The sequence below is a fragment of the Bartonella sp. CM120XJJH genome (assembly GCF_042194715.1).
Classification (GTDB): Bacteria; Pseudomonadota; Alphaproteobacteria; order Rhizobiales; family Rhizobiaceae; genus Bartonella.
The window spans coordinates 1-20,937 of the sequence record NZ_JBHINE010000012.1; the positions used below are offsets into that span (position 1 = coordinate 1).

At 37.2% G+C, this 20,937-nt stretch carries 19 protein-coding genes and 1 tRNA gene; 4 read left to right on the forward strand and 16 right to left on the reverse strand.

Features of this window, described 5'->3' with window-relative positions; translation table 11 throughout:
- Window positions 1-311: 311 nt before the first annotated feature.
- The 8 genes from ACFIKU_RS06025 to rpmH form a co-directional block, all read right to left on the reverse strand.
- Window positions 312-396, reverse strand: a tRNA-Leu gene (locus tag ACFIKU_RS06025).
- 116 nt (window positions 397-512) lie between these two features.
- Window positions 513-1,133, reverse strand: coding sequence for a 2,3-bisphosphoglycerate-dependent phosphoglycerate mutase (locus ACFIKU_RS06030; RefSeq protein ID WP_375642516.1), 621 nt, complete (start codon window positions 1,131-1,133; stop codon window positions 513-515).
- Between the two features lie 28 nt (window positions 1,134-1,161).
- Window positions 1,162-1,974 carry a 4-hydroxy-tetrahydrodipicolinate reductase gene (gene dapB, locus ACFIKU_RS06035; RefSeq protein ID WP_375656964.1) on the reverse strand — a complete coding sequence of 271 codons (813 nt, stop codon included), beginning with the start codon at window positions 1,972-1,974 and terminating at the stop codon, window positions 1,162-1,164.
- Between the two features lie 1,175 nt (window positions 1,975-3,149).
- Entirely contained in the window at window positions 3,150-3,842 is a 693-nt protein-coding gene (locus ACFIKU_RS06040) for a glutathione S-transferase family protein (RefSeq protein WP_375642514.1), read from the reverse strand.
- 138 nt (window positions 3,843-3,980) lie between these two features.
- Complete coding sequence (gene yihA / locus ACFIKU_RS06045; protein ID WP_375642513.1) at window positions 3,981-4,625, reverse strand: ribosome biogenesis GTP-binding protein YihA/YsxC; 645 nt, start codon at window positions 4,623-4,625, stop codon at window positions 3,981-3,983.
- Window positions 4,622-6,460 (reverse strand): membrane protein insertase YidC, encoded by a 1,839-nt coding sequence (yidC, locus tag ACFIKU_RS06050; protein WP_375656965.1) that lies wholly within the window; start codon window positions 6,458-6,460, stop codon window positions 4,622-4,624. Before yidC ends, yihA begins: the two co-directional genes overlap by 4 nt.
- Window positions 6,450-6,842, reverse strand: coding sequence for a ribonuclease P protein component (gene rnpA, locus ACFIKU_RS06055; protein ID WP_375656966.1), 393 nt, complete (start codon window positions 6,840-6,842; stop codon window positions 6,450-6,452). The genes yidC and rnpA overlap by 11 nt, the downstream gene beginning before the upstream one ends.
- Before the next feature lie 117 nt (window positions 6,843-6,959).
- A complete protein-coding gene (rpmH, locus tag ACFIKU_RS06060; protein WP_005864709.1) occupies window positions 6,960-7,094 on the reverse strand; it encodes a 50S ribosomal protein L34 in 135 nt (44 codons plus the stop codon).
- A gap of 590 nt (window positions 7,095-7,684) precedes the next feature.
- On the opposite strand from rpmH, the gene ACFIKU_RS06065 reads away from it, so the two are divergent.
- Window positions 7,685-8,746 carry an Mrp/NBP35 family ATP-binding protein gene (locus ACFIKU_RS06065; protein ID WP_375656967.1) on the forward strand — a complete coding sequence of 354 codons (1,062 nt, stop codon included), beginning with the start codon at window positions 7,685-7,687 and terminating at the stop codon, window positions 8,744-8,746.
- Window positions 8,747-9,137: 391 nt separating this feature from the next.
- Here ACFIKU_RS06065 and ACFIKU_RS06070 read toward each other — a convergent pair whose 3' ends face one another.
- The 7 genes from ACFIKU_RS06070 to ACFIKU_RS06100 all read right to left on the reverse strand — a co-directional run bounded on the left by ACFIKU_RS06070 (window position 9,138) and on the right by ACFIKU_RS06100 (window position 16,993).
- Window positions 9,138-9,929, reverse strand: a complete 792-nt coding sequence (locus ACFIKU_RS06070) for a pyrroline-5-carboxylate reductase (protein ID WP_375642509.1) — start codon at window positions 9,927-9,929, stop codon at window positions 9,138-9,140.
- 55 nt (window positions 9,930-9,984) lie between these two features.
- Window positions 9,985-10,230 carry a hypothetical protein gene (locus ACFIKU_RS06075; protein ID WP_273723769.1) on the reverse strand — a complete coding sequence of 82 codons (246 nt, stop codon included), beginning with the start codon at window positions 10,228-10,230 and terminating at the stop codon, window positions 9,985-9,987.
- 70 nt (window positions 10,231-10,300) lie between these two features.
- The gene (locus tag ACFIKU_RS06080) at window positions 10,301-10,669 is read right to left on the reverse strand and encodes a YraN family protein (protein WP_375656996.1); all 369 of its coding nucleotides are present in this window, start codon (window positions 10,667-10,669) and stop codon (window positions 10,301-10,303) included.
- Between the two features lie 4 nt (window positions 10,670-10,673).
- Window positions 10,674-11,561, reverse strand: coding sequence for a 16S rRNA (cytidine(1402)-2'-O)-methyltransferase (gene rsmI / locus ACFIKU_RS06085; RefSeq protein ID WP_375656968.1), 888 nt, complete (start codon window positions 11,559-11,561; stop codon window positions 10,674-10,676).
- A gap of 2,045 nt (window positions 11,562-13,606) precedes the next feature.
- Window positions 13,607-15,271 carry a 4Fe-4S dicluster domain-containing protein gene (locus tag ACFIKU_RS06090; protein ID WP_375656969.1) on the reverse strand — a complete coding sequence of 555 codons (1,665 nt, stop codon included), beginning with the start codon at window positions 15,269-15,271 and terminating at the stop codon, window positions 13,607-13,609.
- 3 nt (window positions 15,272-15,274) lie between these two features.
- A complete protein-coding gene (locus ACFIKU_RS06095; protein ID WP_375656970.1) occupies window positions 15,275-16,195 on the reverse strand; it encodes an electron transfer flavoprotein subunit alpha/FixB family protein in 921 nt (306 codons plus the stop codon).
- A gap of 51 nt (window positions 16,196-16,246) precedes the next feature.
- A complete protein-coding gene (locus tag ACFIKU_RS06100; protein WP_375656971.1) occupies window positions 16,247-16,993 on the reverse strand; it encodes an electron transfer flavoprotein subunit beta/FixA family protein in 747 nt (248 codons plus the stop codon).
- A gap of 511 nt (window positions 16,994-17,504) precedes the next feature.
- Between ACFIKU_RS06100 and ACFIKU_RS06105 the strand changes: the two genes are divergently transcribed.
- The 3 genes from ACFIKU_RS06105 to ACFIKU_RS06115 all read left to right on the forward strand — a co-directional run bounded on the left by ACFIKU_RS06105 (window position 17,505) and on the right by ACFIKU_RS06115 (window position 20,234).
- Entirely contained in the window at window positions 17,505-18,323 is an 819-nt protein-coding gene (locus tag ACFIKU_RS06105) for a hypothetical protein (protein WP_375656972.1), read from the forward strand.
- Window positions 18,324-18,501: 178 nt separating this feature from the next.
- Window positions 18,502-19,422, forward strand: coding sequence for a sulfite exporter TauE/SafE family protein (locus ACFIKU_RS06110; protein WP_375656973.1), 921 nt, complete (start codon window positions 18,502-18,504; stop codon window positions 19,420-19,422).
- A 2-nt stretch (window positions 19,423-19,424) separates the two neighbouring features.
- The gene (locus ACFIKU_RS06115; protein ID WP_375627249.1) at window positions 19,425-20,234 is read left to right on the forward strand and encodes a TIGR02186 family protein; all 810 of its coding nucleotides are present in this window, start codon (window positions 19,425-19,427) and stop codon (window positions 20,232-20,234) included.
- 22 nt (window positions 20,235-20,256) lie between these two features.
- Here ACFIKU_RS06115 and ACFIKU_RS06120 read toward each other — a convergent pair whose 3' ends face one another.
- Window positions 20,257-20,538: a DUF6460 domain-containing protein gene (locus ACFIKU_RS06120; RefSeq protein WP_375656974.1), complete on the reverse strand. Its 282-nt coding sequence runs from the start codon at window positions 20,536-20,538 to the stop codon at window positions 20,257-20,259.
- Window positions 20,539-20,937 lie beyond the last annotated feature (399 nt).

Sequence of the window (20,937 nt, forward strand, 5' to 3'; positions counted from 1 at the left end):
TGATGTCACGCCTCATGAAATTGATAGCCTTTATTGCCTTTATGTTTGTAATAGATTTTTCCCGTTTTGTGGACGCCATAGAGAATAGCTTCTCACACCTTAAAAAATGGATAACAAAAAGTTAGAACATCTTAGAATTTTAGAGACCCTTTGGGCAGCAGGTACGGCTAAAAAAATACCCCGAAAAGAAATCTTGATTCGCAATAATTGAGAACACGCTACAAAATCCTATTCCCCAACTTTTATTTACGTATCCCTCACTTAAAAAAACATATGGAAAATCAATAAATTATTTTGGATAAAAAAGAGCATGGTGCCCAAAAGAGGACTCGAACCTCCACGCCTTACGGCACAGGTACCTGAAACCTGCGCGTCTACCAATTCCGCCATCTGGGCTCATAAAATTCATCTAAGCGTATGAAACAATTCTGTCAATAAAATTATAGAATTTATGTTTTCAGCTTAAAACGATTGAATTGAATTTTAAGGGGGGAGATCATGATTTTAGAAGTTTAAGGTGTGAGGACTGTCTTTGATAAAATTGTTGAATCCGGATTAAATGTGTAAATAATAGGAATGCCGGTCGCTATTTCTTGAGATATAATTTCCTCACCAGAGAGACCTTCAAGCGCCATAATAAGAGCACGAAGAGAATTTCCATGCGCTGCGATCAAAACAGTTTGGGAGCGCAAAATATGAGGTTGGATATGGTAAAGATAATAAGGCCAGATGCGTGCACCGGTGTCGCGTAGGCTTTCTCCATTCGGGGGCGCAATCGTATAGGAGCGGCGCCACATTTGCACTTGCTCTTGCCCCCATTGTTGGCGTACTTCATCTTTATTTAAACCAGAAAGATCACCATAATTACGTTCATTTAATGCGGGATTTTTTATCACTTCTAAATCTGATTGTCTCATTTGCTCTAAAATGTGCTGAGCGGTTTTTTGAGCACGCTGTAAGGCAGATGTATAAGCGATATCAAACTTCAAACCATATTCTTTCAGTTTTTTTCCTGCTGCTATCGCTTCTGCATGGCCTTTTTCTGTTAAATCGGGATCTTTCCAACCGGTAAAAAGGTTTTTGAGATTCCATTCACTTTGTCCATGACGAATTAGTGTAAGTATGCGTCCCATTATGAATTGCCTCTATTCTATTGATTGTTTAAAATTCATCGTTCAATCCCAAAACATCGAACATTGAATAAAGACCGCTTTCATGATTTTGTGCCCATAAAGCTGCTTTTAATGCACCATTGGCAAAGATAGAGCGTTCTTGCGCTGTATGTGAAAGAACAATGCGCTCATGGGAACCGGCAAAAATGACACTGTGTTCTCCAACAACTGTTCCACCACGTGAACAGGAAAAGCCAATGGTGCCTTTTTTGCGTTTACCTATATGACCATTGCGTTCGTTGACACGCACATCTTGCAGCATAACATTGCGCCCTTCAGCTGCTGCTTGGCCAAGAAGCAGGGCTGTTCCAGAAGGGGCGTCAACTTTGTTAGCGTGATGCATTTCATAAACTTCGATATCAAAATCATCGGCTTCTAATGCTTTAGCGGCTTTCTTTACAAGGTTGGCTAAAAGATTTATTCCAAGGCTCATATTTCCGGATTTGACAATTGTTGTATATTTCGCAAAATCTGCAATTTTTTCTTCTTCTGTTTTGCTAAATCCTGTGGTGCCAATAATATGGACAAGGCTTTTTTGAGCAGCGTAGTCAGCATAAAGAATACTGGCTTCTGGTTGTGAAAAATCTAAAATACCTTCTGTATTAGAAAAGGCATTTTCGGGATCGTCAGTGATGCCAATCCCAAGAGAATCTGAACCAATTAAAGCACAGGCATCTTTTCCTACAAACGGTGAGCCTTTGCGTACAAGAACAGCACAAAGCTCTACATCTCTCCTCTGCTGGATTGCTGTAATGAGTTCACGTCCCATTCTTCCATTTGCACCAACAACTGTAAGGCGCATTCTTATCTCCTTATGATACTTCACTGTGCAGTATAGGCAAATTTTTTCCTTCTTTCCAATGGTTCTTTTCTTTATAGGAAAAAAATTTCTTGATTTAATTTATCTTGTTGTGCTGTAAAACACTGTTGTTTAGAGCAAGTGATATAAGATCTACAAATTTAAATAGAGATGTTTTTCATTAGAGTGTGTGATAAATATTCCTAAATAAGGTTTGCTTATGAAACCTAATGGAGATTGTGTATTATTTTATGCTTTTGTTTCTTTCGTTCTTTAAGGGGGGGGGAGCGTTCTTCATGCAAAACAAGATCTCCCAAACAAAATACACCTATGTTGTCAGTTCATGCGCTTTTCTTAAAGAAATATTTATCAATTCTTCTAAACTTATTTTATGATAGTGCTCGTGAGTGGTATTAGATGAGAGTATCCATGAATAATATAAAATCTATTCTGCGCTACTATCTTTATGCTTCATAAAAGAGCAAATCAACACTATCATACTTTTTGTTAGCCTTTAATGTTGTAACAATTCTTGGCACTTAGGCATTTTCATTCTTTTCTTTAATATTTTTTTACGCACCAATTCCATTTGTGACACATAAGAAAGCGATTTTGATTGTTTTAAATGTGATGAAGGTAATGAGAAAAAGGTATTTGGAATTGATGATTAAAGGTAAAAATAATTATTTATCATTTTATATCAATATGTTATAAATAAATCACGTGAAAGGGGGCAAGGGATGAACAAGAAGTTGGATTGTTTAAACACGAGAGTTGGTCAGATTCTTCATCTTTTAGGAAAGTCAGTTGAAAAAATTCTTATGTTGTAAAAACGCATGAGGAGGCTTTGTTTATTATAGAGCAAATGGTATATATGTTATACAATACGTTGTTTCATATATTGTGGAGAATAGAGTATAACATACGTTCAGTATTGTTATTTTATTTGTCTAGCTTCCAATGATGCTATAGCCCTTGTATTTAAAGAGAGCCTTTCTTTTTTGTGGCACGACAAGAAAGTGATTTTTGTGATTCAATAATAATGGCTCTTATTCTCTGTTTAATATGATTATAAATCAATGTATTATTATATTGTTTATACGCACGCATAAAAATTCATAAACCTATAAATATCTTTTAGATAAAATATCGCTCCTACCTTTGTTTGTGAGAAAAGGCTAGAAATCAAGATCTGCATAGTGAGCACTTGCAACAATTCCGCGGACGCGATCTGTTAAAAGAGAACGAAAAGAAGGGCGTGATTTAATTCTCATATACCAATCTTTGGCAGCAGGAGATTGTTCCCAGTCAATTTCCCCTAGAAAGTCAAGGACAGAAATAGAGGCTGCTGCTGCTAGATCTGCATAGGACAAGGCAGAACCGACTAAGCTATCGCGAGAGGCACAGAGCCAATTGAGATAGTTCATATGTGGCAAAATATTGGCGCGTGCATTGCGTAAAATCTGTGAATTAGGAGCACCACCGCCAATGGCAAGTGGCATTTCACGTTTATGGATTCGTTCTCGTACGATATGGCGCGTTGCTTCATTTTCGAATTTATTTAAGAACCAGTCATTGAGACGGCGTACTTCCGCACGATCTAAAGGATTTTCCGGAAAGAGCTTATTGTCTTGTCGTAAACTTCCATGTGTTTCGTCTAAATATTCGCAGATAACAAGAGGACCTGATAATGGAACCTCGTGTTCATCAAGAAAAACAGGAACATGACCAGCGGGATTGAGGGCTAGAAATTCGTGTCTTCTTGCCCATTCGTATTCTTCAATCAGTTGAGTGGCGACACCATATTCCCCAAGAATGAGGCGTATGAAGCGCGAGGCAGCGGATAGGGGAGAGTGAAAAAGTGTCAGCATAATTTACACTATCAAATAGAGTTGATGAGAATTCTTTCAAGTAATTATTTTTATAAAGATGCTTGACTAGAAGTACAAGATCATTAGTATTTGCTAGCAATTATAATTAATAAATTGTTAATGATAGGAATTGTTCTCTTATGCGATGGTTTGCAAAATGGCAGCACGTAATTCTTCTAAACCGAGAGCTTTTTCTGAAGAGGTTACAAGAAGCTCAGGATAAGCTGCTGGACGTTTGAGAAGCTTTGTTTGTGTGCTCATAATTAATTTTTCCAAGCCATTTGATTTGATTTTATCGCTTTTTGTCAAAACAATTTGATAAGAAACGGCTGCTTTATCAAGGAGAGCAAGAACATCTTCATCATTATTTTTTATTCCATGCCGTGAATCAATCAAGATATATACACGTTTTAATGTTGTGCGCCCCCGTAAATAGCTAAAAATCAAATCCGTCCACGCATCAACAAGATTTTTAGGAGCAGCAGCGAAACCATAGCCAGGCATATCTACTAATGCTAGAGGAGGAAGATCTCCTAGTTGCCCACTGAAGCCATCGGGGACAAAATAATTAAGCTCTTGAGTCCGTCCTGGTGTATTTGAGGTACGTGCTAAGCTTTTTTGTTGAACGAGTGCGTTGATTAAAGATGATTTCCCAACATTGGAACGTCCTGCAAATGCAATTTCTGGTGGTCCTTCGGGGGGGAGAAAACGTATTGCTGGCACACCACGAATAAAAATCCAATTGCGAGAAAAAATTCCAGAAAGGGAAAAATCTCTAGTCATTCATGCACTTCTTTTTTAGGTGATTTTCTCCAGATGGCTTTCAGATTATCAAAAAGCTCAATTTTAACTCCTTGGCGCTTCATCATGATACCTTGCTGAATGATTGATAATATATTGTTCCATGCCCAATAGATGACGAGACCAACAGGGAAAGAGGCGAGCATAAAAGTAAAGACAACAGGCATCCATGTGAATATCATTGCTTGGGTTTGGTCTTGAGGAGAGGGATTCATACGCATTTGTAAAAACATCGTTATTCCCATAATCAAAGGCCATGCACCAATCATAAGAAATGTTGGCGTTGTATATGGCAAGAGACCAAACAAGTTAAAAAGAGAAGTTGGGTCGGGTGCCGCTAAATCTTTAATCCAGCCAAAGAAAGGGGCATGGCGCATTTCAATGGTGATATAAAGAACTTTATAAAGCGCAAAGAATATTGGGAATTGAACCAACATTGGCCAACAGCCTGCAAGGGGATTAATTTTTTCGGTTTTATATAGTTCTATTATTGCCTTTTGTTGTTTGGTTTGGTCATCGGGATATTTTTCTTTTATTTCTAGCAACCGCGGTTGTAAAAGCTTCATGCGTGCCATAGATTTATAAGATTTATTGGCTAGAGGAAAAAGAAGAGTTTTTAAGAGCACTGTGACAAGAAGGATGGCGATACCAAAATTCCCTGTTTGTTTATAAAGAATATCAATGAGGGAAAACATTGGTTTGGTGATGAAATCAAACCAGCCCCAATCAATTAAAAGAGCAAACTTTTTAATTTTTAGATCATTTTGATAATTATTAATAATTTCAACTTGTTTTGCACCAGCAAAAAGATGATTTGTAACAGTTTTTGTTTCATTTGGGGCAATCGTTAAAGGCGATCCTAGCAAGTCAGACTGATAATGCGTTTGCAAACGATCAAAATAAATAAAACGGCTTGTATACTCTTTATTTTGCGGGGGAATAACTGCTACAGCCCAATATTTATCGGTAATACCAATCCAACCTCCTGTTACTTTGGAGAAAGTCATGCTCTTTTGCCCATTATCAGGATTTGGGTCAAGCTCTGCTAAGGTTTTATATTTTTCAGTTTTGAGCGAATCTCCTGCAATACCTATCATACCTTCATGAAGTAAATAGGTTGCATTTGTATGTTCTGGTGGTGCTGCACGTGCAACGCGGGCATAGGACGAGAGATATATTGGTTGATCACTTTCATTGCTGATAGAATCCTCAATGGTAAACATGAAATGATCATCAACAGAAAGGGTCCGCCGGAAGATTTGTCCCTGTCCATTATTATAAATTAAAGTGATGGGTGTTGAAGGAGTCAGGATTGTATTGTTTCCCTCTACTTGCCATTTTGTATCCGATTGTGGCAAAGCTTTTGCTGGCAAAGACGCACTTGCAAAACCAAATTCAGCAAGGTAGGTTGTTTTGAAACCTTTCGGATTCAGCAAATCGATTTCCGGTGATTTTTTATCGACTGTTAAACGATATTTTTTGAGGTGAAGGTCATCAAATTGTGCACCAACAAGATTAATAGAGCCTTCCAGTTCATTGGTTTTGATCACAATACGCTCTGTTTTGGCCAATACAGCTTTCCGGATTTCAGGGGTCATTGGCTGTTCGATGATAGATGTTGCGTGATGCGTTGAGGTATCGTCAGAAAAATTCGTCGTGGTATTCGAAAGGGCTGATTGTTGTTTTGACAATTGCTGTGTGATAACTTGTTGTTTTTGTAACTTTGCTTGTTTAGGAGCAACATAAAGAAACTGCCATGCGATGAGCACTACGAAAGATAAGCCAATAGCGATAAAGAAATTGCGGTTATATTCCATCCGTACACCCTTGTTGTTGTTGCTGATGTTTTATTTTTGGTTTTATCCGCTGATTTAATTCACTAATCAAGGATGTAAAAGGCGCATGTAACACATCACGGTACGCTACAATGACATAATCTGTTCCTGCTTCCATGTGGTTTGTTACACCAACTCTCACAGCTTCACGCAAGCGCCTTTTAATACGATTACGTTTCACAGCATTACCGTTTTTACGGGTCACAGTGAAGCCTACACGTGCAAAAAGAGAATCTTTTCTTTCTGTTGTTTGTTCACGAGATTTAACTTCGAGCAAAAATAAAGGACCACGTCGCTTTTCTCCTGTACGGGCAGCCAAAAAGTCTGCTCTTTTGCGAATACGGCAGGGATGTTTTTTCTTCATAAAAGAACATTTCGCAATTTCACTAAATGCCTGCAAGCAGGCATTAGAGGTTCATAATAAAAGTTTCACAACGAAGAAACGGTGAGAAATCCTCAACGGTTGTGAAAATTTAAATGGTTAAGCAGAGAGCCGCTTACGTCCACGAGCACGTCTTGCAGCAATAACTTTACGTCCTCCAGCTGTGGCCATGCGTGCACGAAACCCATGGCGGCGTTTACGGACAAGTTTAGAGGGTTGGTAAGTACGTTTCATTTATTTAAATACCGCGGAGTGCGGCCCTTCTTAATCTTCGTTTTATGAGCAGTTATGCGCGAGATGAACAATTTTATCCTATCATACGGCGGTTAACCCATAAGGAAAAATATAAAAAAAGTCAATCTTAGATTGTTCTTCTCTCTCTTGAAAGAATACAAAACACCTTAATAACTGTCTGTGACACTTTTTTACAATACTGTGAGAGTGTAAGAAAATAACGATTGAGTCTACAGAACATAAATGACTAGGGCGTTAAAGAACTACAGAAAGTGTGACTGATTACTGCATGCTCAATTTAAAGTATCCTTTAATATTAAGAGTTTTTTTCAGTTTTTGTTTTTACAAAATTTTTATCATAGCATTCATTAAAGTGGTTATAGCACAAACATGATTGATAGGATTTTATAGCAGATTTTATGTTTGAGATTCTTTATTTAAGGATGGTTTCATCTTTTTTAAAAGATAAGATATAAGTAATGTATACTTTATAATTCTGAGTAAAGTAGAAAATTATCAGGTGATGAACCTGTAAATATTTTTCGTTCATATGCTTGTATTGGCTGCTATTTTTATAGAGAGGAAAGAACGTGGATCCTATTACAAGTGAGGTTGTCCGCAACGTATTACGTACAATCAAAGGACCAGATCTTGAAAGCGATATTGTGTCCTTGGGTCTTCTTTCAGAAATATTGATTGTTGATGGTAAGGTTTTCTTTTCCATTACAGTTCCTGATGGAGGTGTGAAAGAATGGGAATCATTGCGCCGTTCTGCTGAAAAGGTGGTATGTGCTTTGGAGGGAGTGGAATCTGTTGTTGTCACACTTACAGCAGAAAAAACAACAAAGGCAGCTCCTAGACGGAGAGCGAATCTCTTACCGATCAAAGTGCCCATAGAAGGTGTGCGGCATGTGATTGCTGTTGCTTCTGGAAAAGGAGGGGTCGGAAAATCTACGATGGCAATAAATATCGCCTTAGCTTTACAAGCTTCTGGTTTCAAGACGGGGGTGATGGATGCTGATATTTATGGTCCATCTTTGCCACGTTTGACAGGACTTGTTAATCAAAAACCACAGCTTATTGGAGAAAAAAAGATTCAACCTCTTGAAAAATTCGGACTTAAATTGATGTCGATGGGATTTTTGGTTGAGGAAGAAAAGCCGGTAGTATGGCGTGGTCCTATGGTTATGGCAGCTGTAACGCAATTGTTACGAGATGTTGTATGGGGCTCTCTGGACGTTTTAGTCGTTGATATGCCGCCCGGTACAGGGGATGCACAATTAACGCTTGCCCAACAGGTACAATTAACAGGTGCGTTGGTTGTCTCTACACCCCAAGATCTTGCTTTAGTGGATGCGCGTAAAGCAATAGAAATGTTCATGAAAGTCAATGTTCCTATATTAGGACTCATTGAGAATATGAGTTATTTTATCGCTCCTGATACGGGAAAACGCTATGATATTTTTGGCTATGGTGGTGCACGGGCAGAAGCAGAACGTCGAGAAGTCCCTTTCTTAGCGGAAATACCGCTTGATGCAGCTTTACGATTTTCTTCAGATGAGGGAATCCCTATTTTTGTTGCTAAGCCTAGTGAAGAGCATGCTAAACTATATCGTAAAATTGTTGATCAAATAAAAAATAAACTCTTTTGAATGGGGGGATGTTTAAGAGAGTTTATTAAAACACAATCATGAAAGACATAAAAATAGTTGCTTCTTTATAAGGGGAAGTTTTAATGTGTGAATGGAGTATATAGGTTAAATAAACAAAAAATTATTCATGTATTCAGATAACCTAAAGGGAAACCAAATTGAAGAGCTAGAGCCGTGAGGTAGAAAAATATTGGACTTGACGCAAAAAGAAGAAGACAGAAAATAAAAATAATTTAGAAAAATTGTAAAAGGTTGTAAAAAATATTTTAAAAATCAATTATTTTCATAAAAGGGTATCTTATTCAGATGTAAAAGCATTTTTTGATATGAGTTTTTGTGATATAAATCTCCAACACTTAGCTCTTTCTTATTGAGATGATAAAAATATTGATCAAGTCTTTTTAGAAGCATTCATTTTTTGCAAAGTAGCTTCAAGAGCCGTTGTTAAAGCATTTCTTCCCCCTTGTTGAGAAAAGTAATTTGACAAAAATTCATTTGTTCCACCCTTTGTTGAAAACTCTTTTTCAAGCAGTGCAAAATCGAGAGATATAGAACGATCCGTTGTTATAATTTTACGCATTTCATCTGTAAGATTTCCAAACATCATGGTAAGGAATTCTGCTGATTGCTGTTTTTTTAACCCCTGTGTTATAAACCATTGATGGGCTGTTTCTATAAAATTAAAATATACTCCCATAAGTGAACCAGCTGTCATAAAAAGATTAAACTGTTCTTCCTTATCCAGCACCAATGTGCCTCCCAATGCATCAAATAAAGTGCGTAAAAAGGGATGATCGGGATAGATTGGTGTCAGATTTTTGCATTCTGCAACAAAAGGTAATGGAACAGCACGATAAACTTTATGATTAATCCACTCTTCTATTTCTGCTGCTTTTGCCATAGCAAGTACGGAAATAACCAGCTGTTCTGGACGAAAACGAAGAGAGCGCAAAACGTCTTCTGCAATTTGGTTGGGCAAGCAAAGAAAAACACAATCACTAACATCGAGCAATGCTTGGTTATTTTCAGCAATCATAACTTTGTCATAAGTGTTTGAAAGGCGCTCTGCTGTTTGTGCATTGCGAGGTGAAACAACAATGGAAGAAACATCAAACGTGCTTGTCATTAAGCCATTCACCATTGAAGCACTGATTGTACCCGTTCCCAAAAAGCCAAGTCTCATTTTTATTTCTCAATTTTACAATTTAAAAGGAATCTTAATCAACATCTCAAGTATTTTAACTAACATAAACGCTAATTGAAGAAGCAACACATAGCATAGCAAAAATAATCAAGACCAAATAGATTTTAGGCTTGTCAAAGAGAACGGCAAAAGCAGAAAACCAACCAACAACAGCTGCGGCTAATGCAAATAAAAAACCTGGTTTATTCATAAGTACAATATGCATTGCCATTAAACCACCAATAATCAGCGCTCCAAAAACAATGAGCAAACCTGTTGCAAACTTTTCATAATCATCCATATTTTGCTCCTTATAGCGCTCAATTATTACACACTTTTTAACGCATATGTACATAAAAACGAAATGTTTTTTATTGATCAGATGTAAAAAATGCAGGGATATGCTGTGGCCAACGCCAAGGTAAAATTGCAATCAAATCAAAGCGTACAGACAAAAGGGCATAATCTTTTTGCCGTGCGAGCCAAATATCGGCAGCGGACTCAATTCGCTTTTCATTCATTCGGGAAACCGCTTCCATTGCTTCAGCCAAAGTTGAACGTGCTTTAACTTCAACGATTAACACAAGATTTCTGCGTCGTGCAATTAAATCAATTTCTCCACATTTTGTTTTAAAACGCCTTTCGGCAATGTGAAAACCTTTGCAACGTAGCCACCAAGCGGCCAATTTTTCTGCACGAATCCCTCGATAAAAAGACTTTTGTCTACGTTTTTTTTGTATCATTTTACGCATTTTTTAAAAAGATTAATCGCTGAAAAAGTTTCTGCTTTTTAAAACCGGTTTTTTTTGCAACAAAAGCTGCTGCTTGAGCAGCAGAATGTGTCCGTGCACGTTCTAAGAGCATTTCATCAATTTCTTGATCACTTATCACATTTAAAGAAGAAGATGATTCTCCAACAAGTACAACAATTTCCCCACGAATATGGGTTTGTTTTCTGTAATTTTCTAATAAGTCCCCCAAATTGGAAACATCTACTGTTTCAAACTTTTTTGTTAATTCACGACAAATGGCAGCAGGTCGATCAGCTGAAAAAAGTGTGACCATATCCTGTAAAGTTTCAACAAGACGATGCGGTGATTCATAAAAAATCAAAGTTGCTGGAATCTCTTTTAATTGTTCCAACCGTTTTCGGCGCTGTAGCTTTCGCGCACTCAAAAAACCTGCAAAAAAAAAGCTATCAGTAGGAAGTCCTGTCGGTATAAGAGCGGCTAAAAGAGCGGATGCTCCAGGAATGGGAATAATTTTATGACCAGCTTTACGGGCCTCTTCCACCAATCGAAATCCGGGATCAGAAATAAGTGGTGTTCCGGCATCTGAAACAAGTGCTACTGTTTTGTTTTCTGCTAAAGCCGCTAAGAGCTTCGGACCCGCTTTTTGCGCATTATATTCATGATAGAGAAAAGGTTTTTTTTGAATACCGTAACGTTCCAACAAAACACGTGTTACTCGCGTATCCTCACACGCTAAAATATCAATCCCTGCAAGCACTTGCAAAGCACGAAGCGTAATATCTGCAAGATTTCCGATAGGTGTTGCCACAAGATAAAGCCCTGATTCTATAACGGGTGCAGAATAAGCATGCGCACCTATAAAATATGCTTTTTCACACATGCTCTTTTCTTTTCATCAAATTTCCTTCTCCACAAGATTTTTATCCATACTGATCAGCCATTTTGGCTCATTTTTTACCAGAACATTTTTTATCATTATAAAGGCTTATCTTACTCGAATAATCGATTACATTACAATAAGATAATCTCATCTTTAATGTCTTAATCTAACATTATTATCTATTTTGATCCGCACTATCTTTTCCAGTAAAATAAGTTCCAGATGTAACCAATATTCTAGCAGTCCCATGATTTTCTATAAAGTTTTTCCTTCGACAACCAAAAAACAATTTTACCCATGCTATCATCTCATGCTTGGCTGTGCTCTTTTAAAAGCTAAGCTTTTTAGATTATTTCCGTAACGCCTATCTTTCAAATATTCTATTGATATCCAAACTGTTTTTCTGAGCAAATGTAAACGGCTCCTTTTGGAACACAAACAACCAAACTGTATTATTATCATTGATCAAATATAAGCCCTTATCAGCGAAATATTTTATTTTGTCATATTCCCTACAGTTTTAACAGTATAATGGGCACCTTAGATCTTTAAGGCTAGTTTTTATCTTAAATATTTGATTTTTAATGAATATTTTATCATTTTGCATATTGATTAGGAGTTTTAAATATCGTAAAATCATCTCAACGCATCTTATAGCCAATTAATCAAAATCATTTTCGTGCATTTCGGAACCGTCTCAAAGCAAAGATTATCGCATCATTGGGGATCGCAGAAAAAATGATGCTGTTAGCTTGTACTTTTTATTGCGTAAATATGGAACTGTTCGTTCACAGGAGTACGTTATACCTTTTTTGAATAGTGTCGCAAAATAGTTGTCCGATATGTGTTGAGAGCTATCTCTCAAAAACAAACCCATGATTGAACAACACAAGTCTGCTTTAATTTTGGATACTTTATTTTTTCTGAAGGATATGCTCCCATAAACAAATGTAAGTAATAAAAGCGGGGACAATACGTGATCTCTCTTTTTTAAAAGATATTGTGATGCTTTTGAAAGTTCTAAAGCCGAATGGACAGATGATAGTAAAGAGAAAAACAGGTTTCTTCCTTTCAGATTTCATATTCTTGCTAAATGAAGCTGTATTTTCGTTTCGGAGATTACTCAAATAGAATACGCAATATTTTTGTTCTAGCTACAAAAGCTGGAGCGGCGCGCAGAGCTTTCATTTACCTTAATCTTTCTTTTCAATATAACCGCTTGTGTTCAATCTAGATGTTGATTTACAAGCAACAGCGAAAGCACAAGCTTTTATAAAAAAACCACTCTATAAAACGCGTCATAGAGTGGTCATGAAGCTATTTTGATTTTTATCAGATGTTTTGCTAATAGCGATAGTCTCCATGGCTTGGCATCTGCTTATTCTTACGGTATTTGCACACATTCATTGCAGTATATTGGTAAAGGTTATGCAAGGCGATTATCCTTGAGGAAAAAATAAAAGGCTGATGTAAGATTAAAGATTTTTTCGTATCATTATCAGTAGAAACATTGAAATGGCTTGAACAAGCATGCCCTTCATCTCGTTATCTCGCAATGTTTTTTCTACATTCATTCGTGGTTTTCTTTAGTGAGCATTACTTGGCAAAGTGTAGGAGAAAAAATAAACTTGAAGCGCAGTTTCATGGGTTTTGCTCTTAGCTAGTTAAAACGACTGATGTTTCTTATGAGGGGGCTAAAAGAATTTTGGATCATGTGGGGGAAGGGGTAAAGTAGAGCGGTTTATTTTCCTTCAGGTTTTCGAGAACTGCGGCAGTTTCTTTATCCCAGAATTATCAAGATATATTCATTATTGTTTTGTCATTGAGATAAAAAATTTTTGATAAAAATATGTTATGTTTTTTTATTGAAAAAAGTCATGCGGTGGGGAGAGTATTTTATATGAGAATAGAGTCCTTTTTACATTGTGAAAAAACGTATGCAGGAAGGTGATTGATAGATTTCTGATTTGAGGGAAATATTTTCATCCATTGCGTTTTGTATATTTTAATTTTAGGAGAATGAACAATGATTATACATTGGGGAATTACATATTGGGATAGAAGGGCCCCTCATTACCTTGCGGACAGATCCAAGTGATATTTTGGTTAGGATCCTTGATATCGCATGTTTTACAATGTATGCAATTTGAAGCGTTGATCATATAAGTCAGATGATCATTATACTCTAGCCACTCGTAGACAGCGGCGGGACAATAGCGTGTAGAGGGTCCTCCATAGATTGCATATTCAGAGTCTTTATGTTTTTTTAATGAGGCTATTTTTAAATGACAAGGTTGATTTTCTTCATGGTGCGTATTGGAAAGGGCAACACTTGAAAGGCGATCAAAGGTTACAACGCCATCTGGTTTTGGGTAAGCAATGGGTTGAAATTTTTCTGCTGGTTCAAGGCATGTATAATCTTCCTTTCCATGGGAGAGTGTTTTAAATAAGGAAAATCCGAACAGTTGTTGCCACCACATATCAAAACCGGCAAGTTTAATTCCATATTTTGTCCCATATTTTGCCCATAGCGGTTTGGCATTTCGCACTTTATAAAGATCTTTGCCAATGAGCCCTTTTCGCCACTGCTCTTCGATTTCTTTAACCTCATCATGGGCACGTCCTTGTGCAAGAGCAGTAGTGATTTTATCGGCAGCTAATATGCCAGATAAGATGGCATTGTGTGATCCTTTGATACGAGGAACATTGACAAATCCAGCAGAGCAGCCAATAAGCACCCCACCAGGAAAGGTGAGTTTTGGTACAGATTGCCAACCTCCTTCGCTGATAACACGTGCACCATAGGAAAGACGTTTTGCACCTTTGAAGATTTCATAGAGCTTTGGATGTGTCTTAAAACGTTGAAATTCTTCAAAGGGAGAAAGATAAGGATTTTTGTAATCTAAGTGTAAAACAAAACCGACAGAAATGATATTGTTTTCTTGGTGATAAATAAAGCCACCGCCACCGGTATTATTGTCTAAGGGCCAACCAGTGAAATGTTGTACTAAACCGCGTTGGTGTTTCTGGGGGGCAATTTCCCAGAGCTCTTTGAGACCAAGACCAAATTTTTGTGGTTCACGATTTTTGCTAAGATTAAAATGTTGTATCAGTTGTTTTGCAATTGAGCCGCGGGCGCCTTCCGCAATCAGAGTGTATTTTGCCAATAAAGCCATACCAGGCATATAATTTTTTCCAGGGGTTCCATCTTTGTTAAGCCCCATATCACTGGTGAGAACACCAATGATAGCTCTGTTATCTTTTTGGATGATGGGTTCTGTTGCCGCAAAACCAGGATAGATTTCAACACCCAACGCTTCAGCTTTTTTGCTTAGCCAGCGGCAGACGTTCCCAAGAGAAACGATATAACATCCGTTATTTGATAAGATTTTGGGATACAAAATATTGGGTAATAGTGTCGCTTTTTGAGGCTTTAGAAAAAAAAATTGGTCCTGGGTGACCGGGGTTGTGAAGGGATGGTCGTTGTCATTTCTCCATTCTGGTAAGAGTGTATCGATACCAATGGGGTCAACAACTGCACCAGAGAGAACATGTGCACCAACTTCGGTTCCTTTTTCAACAATTGTGACAGAAAGCTCAGGATTAATTTGTTTAAAACGAATTGCAGCAGAAAGCCCTGCAGGTCCTGCTCCGACAATGACTATATCAAACTCCATACTTTCACGTTGGTCATGCAGAAGTGCTTTCATGGCTTATAAAGCTTTCTCCAATTCTGGAATAATTTGGTGGAGATCACCTACAAGGGTGTAATCGGCAATTTGCATTATAGGAGCTTCTTCATCTTTATTAATGGCAACAATAATTTGTGCATCCATTATACCGGCTAAATGCTGGATTGCACCGGAAATGCCAACGGCGATATAGAGTTCAGGGGCAACGACTTTTCCTGTTTGTCCAATTTGCCAATCATTGGGAGCATAGCCTGCATCCACTGCTGCGCGGCTGGCACCTAAAGCAGCATCTAATTTGTTTGCAAGAGGAAGAAGAAGAGCCATAAATTTCTCTTGAGAACCAAGACCACGCCCGCCTGATATAATAACACGTGCAGAGGTAAGAGTAGGACGATCACTTTTATTGGTTTCTGCTTTTACGAAAGAAGAAAGCTTTGGATTGGGAGCTGGTGTTATAGTTTTAATGGGAGCAGAATTATTTTGGGAAGGCGTTGGGGTGAAAGAAGCGGTGCGAACTGTTATAATCTTTTTATAATCATTGGTGCGTACAGTTTCAAATGCATTGCCTGCATAAATTGGTCGTTTGAAGGTATCTGGTGAAAGAATAGCGGTAATATCTGAAATTTGCATAAGATCAAGAAGAGCTGCTACGCGCGGCATCACATTTTTCCCAGTACTACTGGATGCTGCCATGATCACATCATAATCATTTGCTAGCGTGAGAATTGTATCTGCCATAGGCTCGGCAAGTTGATGGGCTAAATAATCTGCTTTTGCAATAAGAACTTGCCGCACACCATTAAGTTTAGCACTGTTTTCCGCTATCGTTTGAATTTTTTCTCCGCAAACCAGAATATCGATATCATTACTGAGTGCGCGTGCAGCGGTGAGCGTTTTTGCTGTTTCTTCTGTATTATAATCAGCCAATAAAAGAATTTCCATCAGTTTTTGCCCTTTTATGTGAGTGTTGCTTTTACTCTAGTGGTGAAAATATTAAATGCAGTTCTTTTGTTTTAGGGCTCTGACAAGCTCTACTACATTCGCCACTTTAATACCGGATTGACGGGGTTTTGGCTCTTCAACGCTTAAAACTGTTAAGCGTGCTTTCGTATCGACGCCAAGATCAGCAAGAGATTTTTGTTCAATAATTTTCTTTTTTGCTTTCATGATATTGGGGAGAGAGGTGTAACGCGGTTCATTGAGCCGTAGATCGGCGGTCATAACCATGGGAAGGGGAAGACAAAGGGTTTGTGTTCCATTATCAACTTCACGAGTAACTGTAACATGCCCATTTTCTATGTTAAGATGTGAGGCAAAAGTTGCTTGCCCCCACCCAAGAAGAGCAGCGAGCATTTGTCCTGTTTGGTTGCTATCGTCATCAATTGCTTGTTTTCCTAAAAAGACCATGTCGGGTTTTTCTTCATCAACAATGGTTTTGAGAACCTTAGCAATTGCTAAGGGTTCAAGTGTTTGATCCGTTGTGACAAGAAGTGCGCGATCAGCTCCCATTGCAAGTCCTGTTCGTAGAGTTTCTTTGGCTGCTTCTGGGCCAATTGAAACAAGAAGAACTTCTGAAATTTTACCGGATTCTTTCTGGCAAATGGCCTCCTCCACGGCTATCTCATCAAAAGGATTCATAGACATTTTTACGTGAGACAGATCAACGCCTGTACTATCGGGTTTGACGCGTATCTTGATGTTATAATCAACAACACGTTTGACAGCGACAATTATCTTCATAATGATCCTCTTTGTTTTTATGATCACAAGTTTATAGCAATCTTCATAAGAAACCAAATTGTTTAGAATGAAGTCTCATTTATAATTTGTGTTCTCTTTCATATAAGCTTTTTTACGTTTACTTGTACTTTCTCGTCGTCATTTTCAATCTTCATATTTTTTCATTGCCATAGTTGCCTTATTTGCTTGAATAAAAAGTAAAAAAATCAATCTGTCTTGTGAGAATATTTTTTTATTTTCTTATGCTTTGTTTATGATGGTGCAATAGGTTCTTTATGCAATGAAAAATTAAGTGAAAAAGACAAAAATGGGGGATGATTTTGCTCTTCAAATCTTGAAGACAGAAAAATTAAAGATCTTTCTTTCAAATATTTTGGATAAAGATTAGGGGAAAATATTTCTAACAAAAAAGTTTTTGGGAATTCTTAAAGCTCTATTTACTAAAATAGAGCACACTTTCTCATCATTTGTTTCGATTCTTTTTAAAATGGTTAATGAGGGGTAGGCGTTTGTGAATACGAAGGGTCATACGATCGACCAAGAGACCAAACAGGTTAGGAACGATAAAGTCTTTTCTTTTGTTGAAAAAAAAGAGAGAATGGATACTCCTGTAGAAGTAACGATGTCGGATATTGCTCAAAAATTACGCACCGTTTATGCACAAATGCAAATGAAGCATTCGCCTCGTTCTTTAATGCAGCAGAGTTCTGTAGAAGAGCATTTTAAATCTTACTTAGATGATATTAGTCGGGCCATTTTGGCTGAACATTATATACGTCGACAAAGAGAAAAAAAGCTTTTCCAGTCTTTAGAGCAGATTAAAACAATTGTTCAAAGTTTGCAGAGTGAAAAAAAAAGTTTAGAAGAAGCAGCGCTAACACAACAGGTGTCTCGTTTAAAATCACCTGATTCTGTTGTACAAAAACTTGCTCATATGGAATGTGAGGGAAATCAAGAACGCTTATTCCTTCAAAAGGTACAAAATTTTTCGAAACAAAACGGCATAACTCCACTCCAAGCAAATGTTGAAAATACGTTGCAGCAAGAAAATAGAAGCTCTTTGCCCAGTGATGCTCTGAAATCTTTCTTTAAAAAGGATGAGGGAATAGTAAAGTGTGCTGTGATAGAAGAAAAGGGTATGATGGGTGCTCAGGCATCTAATCATTGCATTGAGAATGATTTTTCTTCTTTAAAGACGCAGTCTCGGGAACATGTCTCGTTTTTATCTTATTTGGTAAAAAAAAGTGTTCTTTGTTTTTTAACCGTTGTATTTGTGGGTGCTATAGCGTTATGTCTTTATAGCTTTTTAAAAGGAGCTCGTTTTTTTTAATTTTTATGATGTTGATGTTAATAGACGTGAAATGTATTGCGCATTCGTGTTTATGCGAAAGCTATAGTAACTAAAATTATCCTTTTAAATACGCAACAGAGATTATTGGAAAAGAGTATAATTGGAGAAAGATTCTCTAATTGTTAAAAAACATCAAATTATCTTGAAGGTTCTGTAAGTGAGTATTTATTTACCAATTGCTGAAATGTCACTCAATATGCTGATCTTGATTGGTATGGGAGTCGTTGCTGGTTTTTTTTCAGGCCTTTTTGGAATTGGTGGTGGGTTTCTCATCACACCGTTATTGATTTTTTATAATATTCCTCCTGCTATTGCTGTTGGAACAGGTGCTAACCAGATGATTGCGTCATCTGTAACAGGAGCAATTACACATTTTAGAAGACGTACGCTCGATATTAAACTTGGTATTCTTTTGGCGATTGGAGGAGGGGGTGGTTCTTTAATCGGGATTCAGGTTTTCTCTGTTTTGAAAAAGTTAGGTCAATTAGACTTAATGATTTCGCTTCTTTATGTGATTCTTCTTGGAAGTGTAGGAAGCTTGATGATCATTGAAAGTTGGTATGATATGATGCGCAAGCGTAAGGCAGGAAAGACCAATATTCGTCTTGCTGGTCGACATAATTGGATTCATCGCTTACCTTTAAAAATGCGTTTTCGGACATCTATGATATATGTTAGCATCATTCCAGTTTTAGGGATTGGTCTCATTGTGGGGTTGTTGTCTTCTATTATGGGAATTGGTGGGGGGTTCTTTATGATACCAGCATTGATTTATCTTCTACGTGTTCCAACCAGTGTGGTGATTGGGACTTCACTTTTTCAGATTACATTTGTGTCTTCTTTCACGACAGTTTTGCAAAGTATGACTAATCAGTCCGTTGATATTGTCTTGGCTTTTTTATTAATGCTTGGCGGAAGTATTGGCGCGCAATATGGAACACGGGTTGGACGGAAGTTAAAGGCTGAACAATTGCGTATGGCACTTGCATTTTTAGTGTTGATTGTGTGTATGCGTCTTGCTTTTCAATTATTTATACGCCCTGATAATCTTTTCTCTCTGGATATTCTTATGAGATAAAAATGGGTAGATTATTTTCTTTATACATCATTGCAGGTTGCTTTTGTTTTATTTCTTTTTCTACATGGTCACATGTTGGGACGCCAGCTACATTCATCGATCAAGTTGACCACGAAACTGTCCAAATTATCGTAACAACGAATACGATTACTGTGGATGCAAATTTTGCTGGTCGTGATCTTTATATTGCTGGTGTTTTGGAAAATATTGATCCGTTATATTCTCGACAGAACCGTTATGATATTGTTGTAAGCTTAGAGGGACAAGATCGGACAATGGTGATGCGAGAAAAAAAACGCAATGCCGGTGTATGGGTTAATACAGATTCTCTTATTTTTAAAAAGGTTCCACTTTTTTACTCTATGGTCACAACGCGTGAAATTGGCGATATTACGAGCATTGAAGATTATAAACGCTTGGGGTTAGGATTACTCTATTTGCCATTGCAGACGGATGAACAAGATCAGAAAAAAATACAAATCTTTCGCGATGAACTTATAAAGTTGCAAAAAGCTAAAAGCCTTTATTATGAAGAAGTAGGTGGAGTTCGTTTTGGTTCTGACACACTTTTCACAGCACATTTTCGGTTGCCAGCAAATATCCCGGTTGGACATTATAAAGTTCGTGCTTATCTTTTTCGTGATGGACAGTTTATTGATAGTGCAACAACGACTCTTGAAATTGTTAAAGCACATATCGCTTATACAATTTTTTATGCAGCGCACAAGTATCGTTTTTTATATGGTATTGTTGCAGTGATTATTGCTATTACTACAGGATTTTTATGTCGTTTGATTTTTCGAAAAGATTAACGCAAGGAAAATGTTAAGGCTTTTATTTTTTATGAAAAATTCGTAAGATAAGAAAAATAGGCACAACAATAATAGCTCCCGTCATAGTTATATGGAAGAAATTTGTAAGCGTTATAAATCCTGCTTCCCATAGTGATTTAAAAAAATCTACTATTTTGTGTATGAGGTTTCGGGGTGTCCATCCCAAAAAATTCATTACGACGCCAATGAAGAATGACAGGATAAGCAATTTTAGACTAACGCTGCTTAATTTTCTTCCAAGAAACGCACGAAAAGAATCTAATAATCTTTTTTTCCGCTTCATTTTAATATACTTTCGAAGATCGTGTTTCTTATTGTATTATCATAGTGCAGCGATGTTACTATCATAAAGCAAAAACATTTTTTTATTTTTTCTTACTTTTTTGAGTTTATCACCTTTATTCTGATTAACGGTGCTGGTTTTTGAAATATGCACATGTTTTATTGCATTGTTGCGATATTTTCATGGCGCTTCTTTTATTAAATGAAGGGAGATCCTTTCGTTTCTGAGAATTTGTAGAGAAATTTTATAACGTTTCGATATTTCGCATCAGAGTGAGAGTTTTAGTATATTGAAGATTTTGTAACGAACTTATTATTGTCGTGTATAGAAATAATATTTCAAAACAGTTTACTTAAAAAAAGACTATCTATTCTAATAAGGGTGTGCTTATATAGGTAT

What these genes read in the sequence shown, in the direction of transcription:
- ACFIKU_RS06030 (WP_375642516.1), bottom strand. Translation starts at nt 1,133, where the DNA reads ATGGGACGCATACTTACACTAATTCGTCATGGACAAAGTGAATGGAAT.
- dapB (WP_375656964.1), bottom strand. Translation starts at nt 1,974, where the DNA reads ATGCGCCTTACAGTTGTTGGTGCAAATGGAAGAATGGGACGTGAACTC.
- ACFIKU_RS06040 (WP_375642514.1), bottom strand. Translation starts at nt 3,842, where the DNA reads ATGCTGACACTTTTTCACTCTCCCCTATCCGCTGCCTCGCGCTTCATA.
- yihA (WP_375642513.1), bottom strand. Translation starts at nt 4,625, where the DNA reads ATGACTAGAGATTTTTCCCTTTCTGGAATTTTTTCTCGCAATTGGATT.
- yidC (WP_375656965.1), bottom strand. Translation starts at nt 6,460, where the DNA reads ATGGAATATAACCGCAATTTCTTTATCGCTATTGGCTTATCTTTCGTA.
- rnpA (WP_375656966.1), bottom strand. Translation starts at nt 6,842, where the DNA reads ATGAAGAAAAAACATCCCTGCCGTATTCGCAAAAGAGCAGACTTTTTG.
- rpmH (WP_005864709.1), bottom strand. Translation starts at nt 7,094, where the DNA reads ATGAAACGTACTTACCAACCCTCTAAACTTGTCCGTAAACGCCGCCAT.
- ACFIKU_RS06070 (WP_375642509.1), bottom strand. Translation starts at nt 9,929, where the DNA reads ATGAGACTTGGCTTTTTGGGAACGGGTACAATCAGTGCTTCAATGGTG.
- ACFIKU_RS06075 (WP_273723769.1), bottom strand. Translation starts at nt 10,230, where the DNA reads ATGGATGATTATGAAAAGTTTGCAACAGGTTTGCTCATTGTTTTTGGA.
- rsmI (WP_375656968.1), bottom strand. Translation starts at nt 11,561, where the DNA reads ATGTGTGAAAAAGCATATTTTATAGGTGCGCATGCTTATTCTGCACCC.
- ACFIKU_RS06090 (WP_375656969.1), bottom strand. Translation starts at nt 15,271, where the DNA reads ATGAAAGCACTTCTGCATGACCAACGTGAAAGTATGGAGTTTGATATA.
- ACFIKU_RS06095 (WP_375656970.1), bottom strand. Translation starts at nt 16,195, where the DNA reads ATGGAAATTCTTTTATTGGCTGATTATAATACAGAAGAAACAGCAAAA.
- ACFIKU_RS06100 (WP_375656971.1), bottom strand. Translation starts at nt 16,993, where the DNA reads ATGAAGATAATTGTCGCTGTCAAACGTGTTGTTGATTATAACATCAAG.
- ACFIKU_RS06115 (WP_375627249.1), top strand. Translation starts at nt 19,425, where the DNA reads ATGGGTAGATTATTTTCTTTATACATCATTGCAGGTTGCTTTTGTTTT.
- ACFIKU_RS06120 (WP_375656974.1), bottom strand. Translation starts at nt 20,538, where the DNA reads ATGAAGCGGAAAAAAAGATTATTAGATTCTTTTCGTGCGTTTCTTGGA.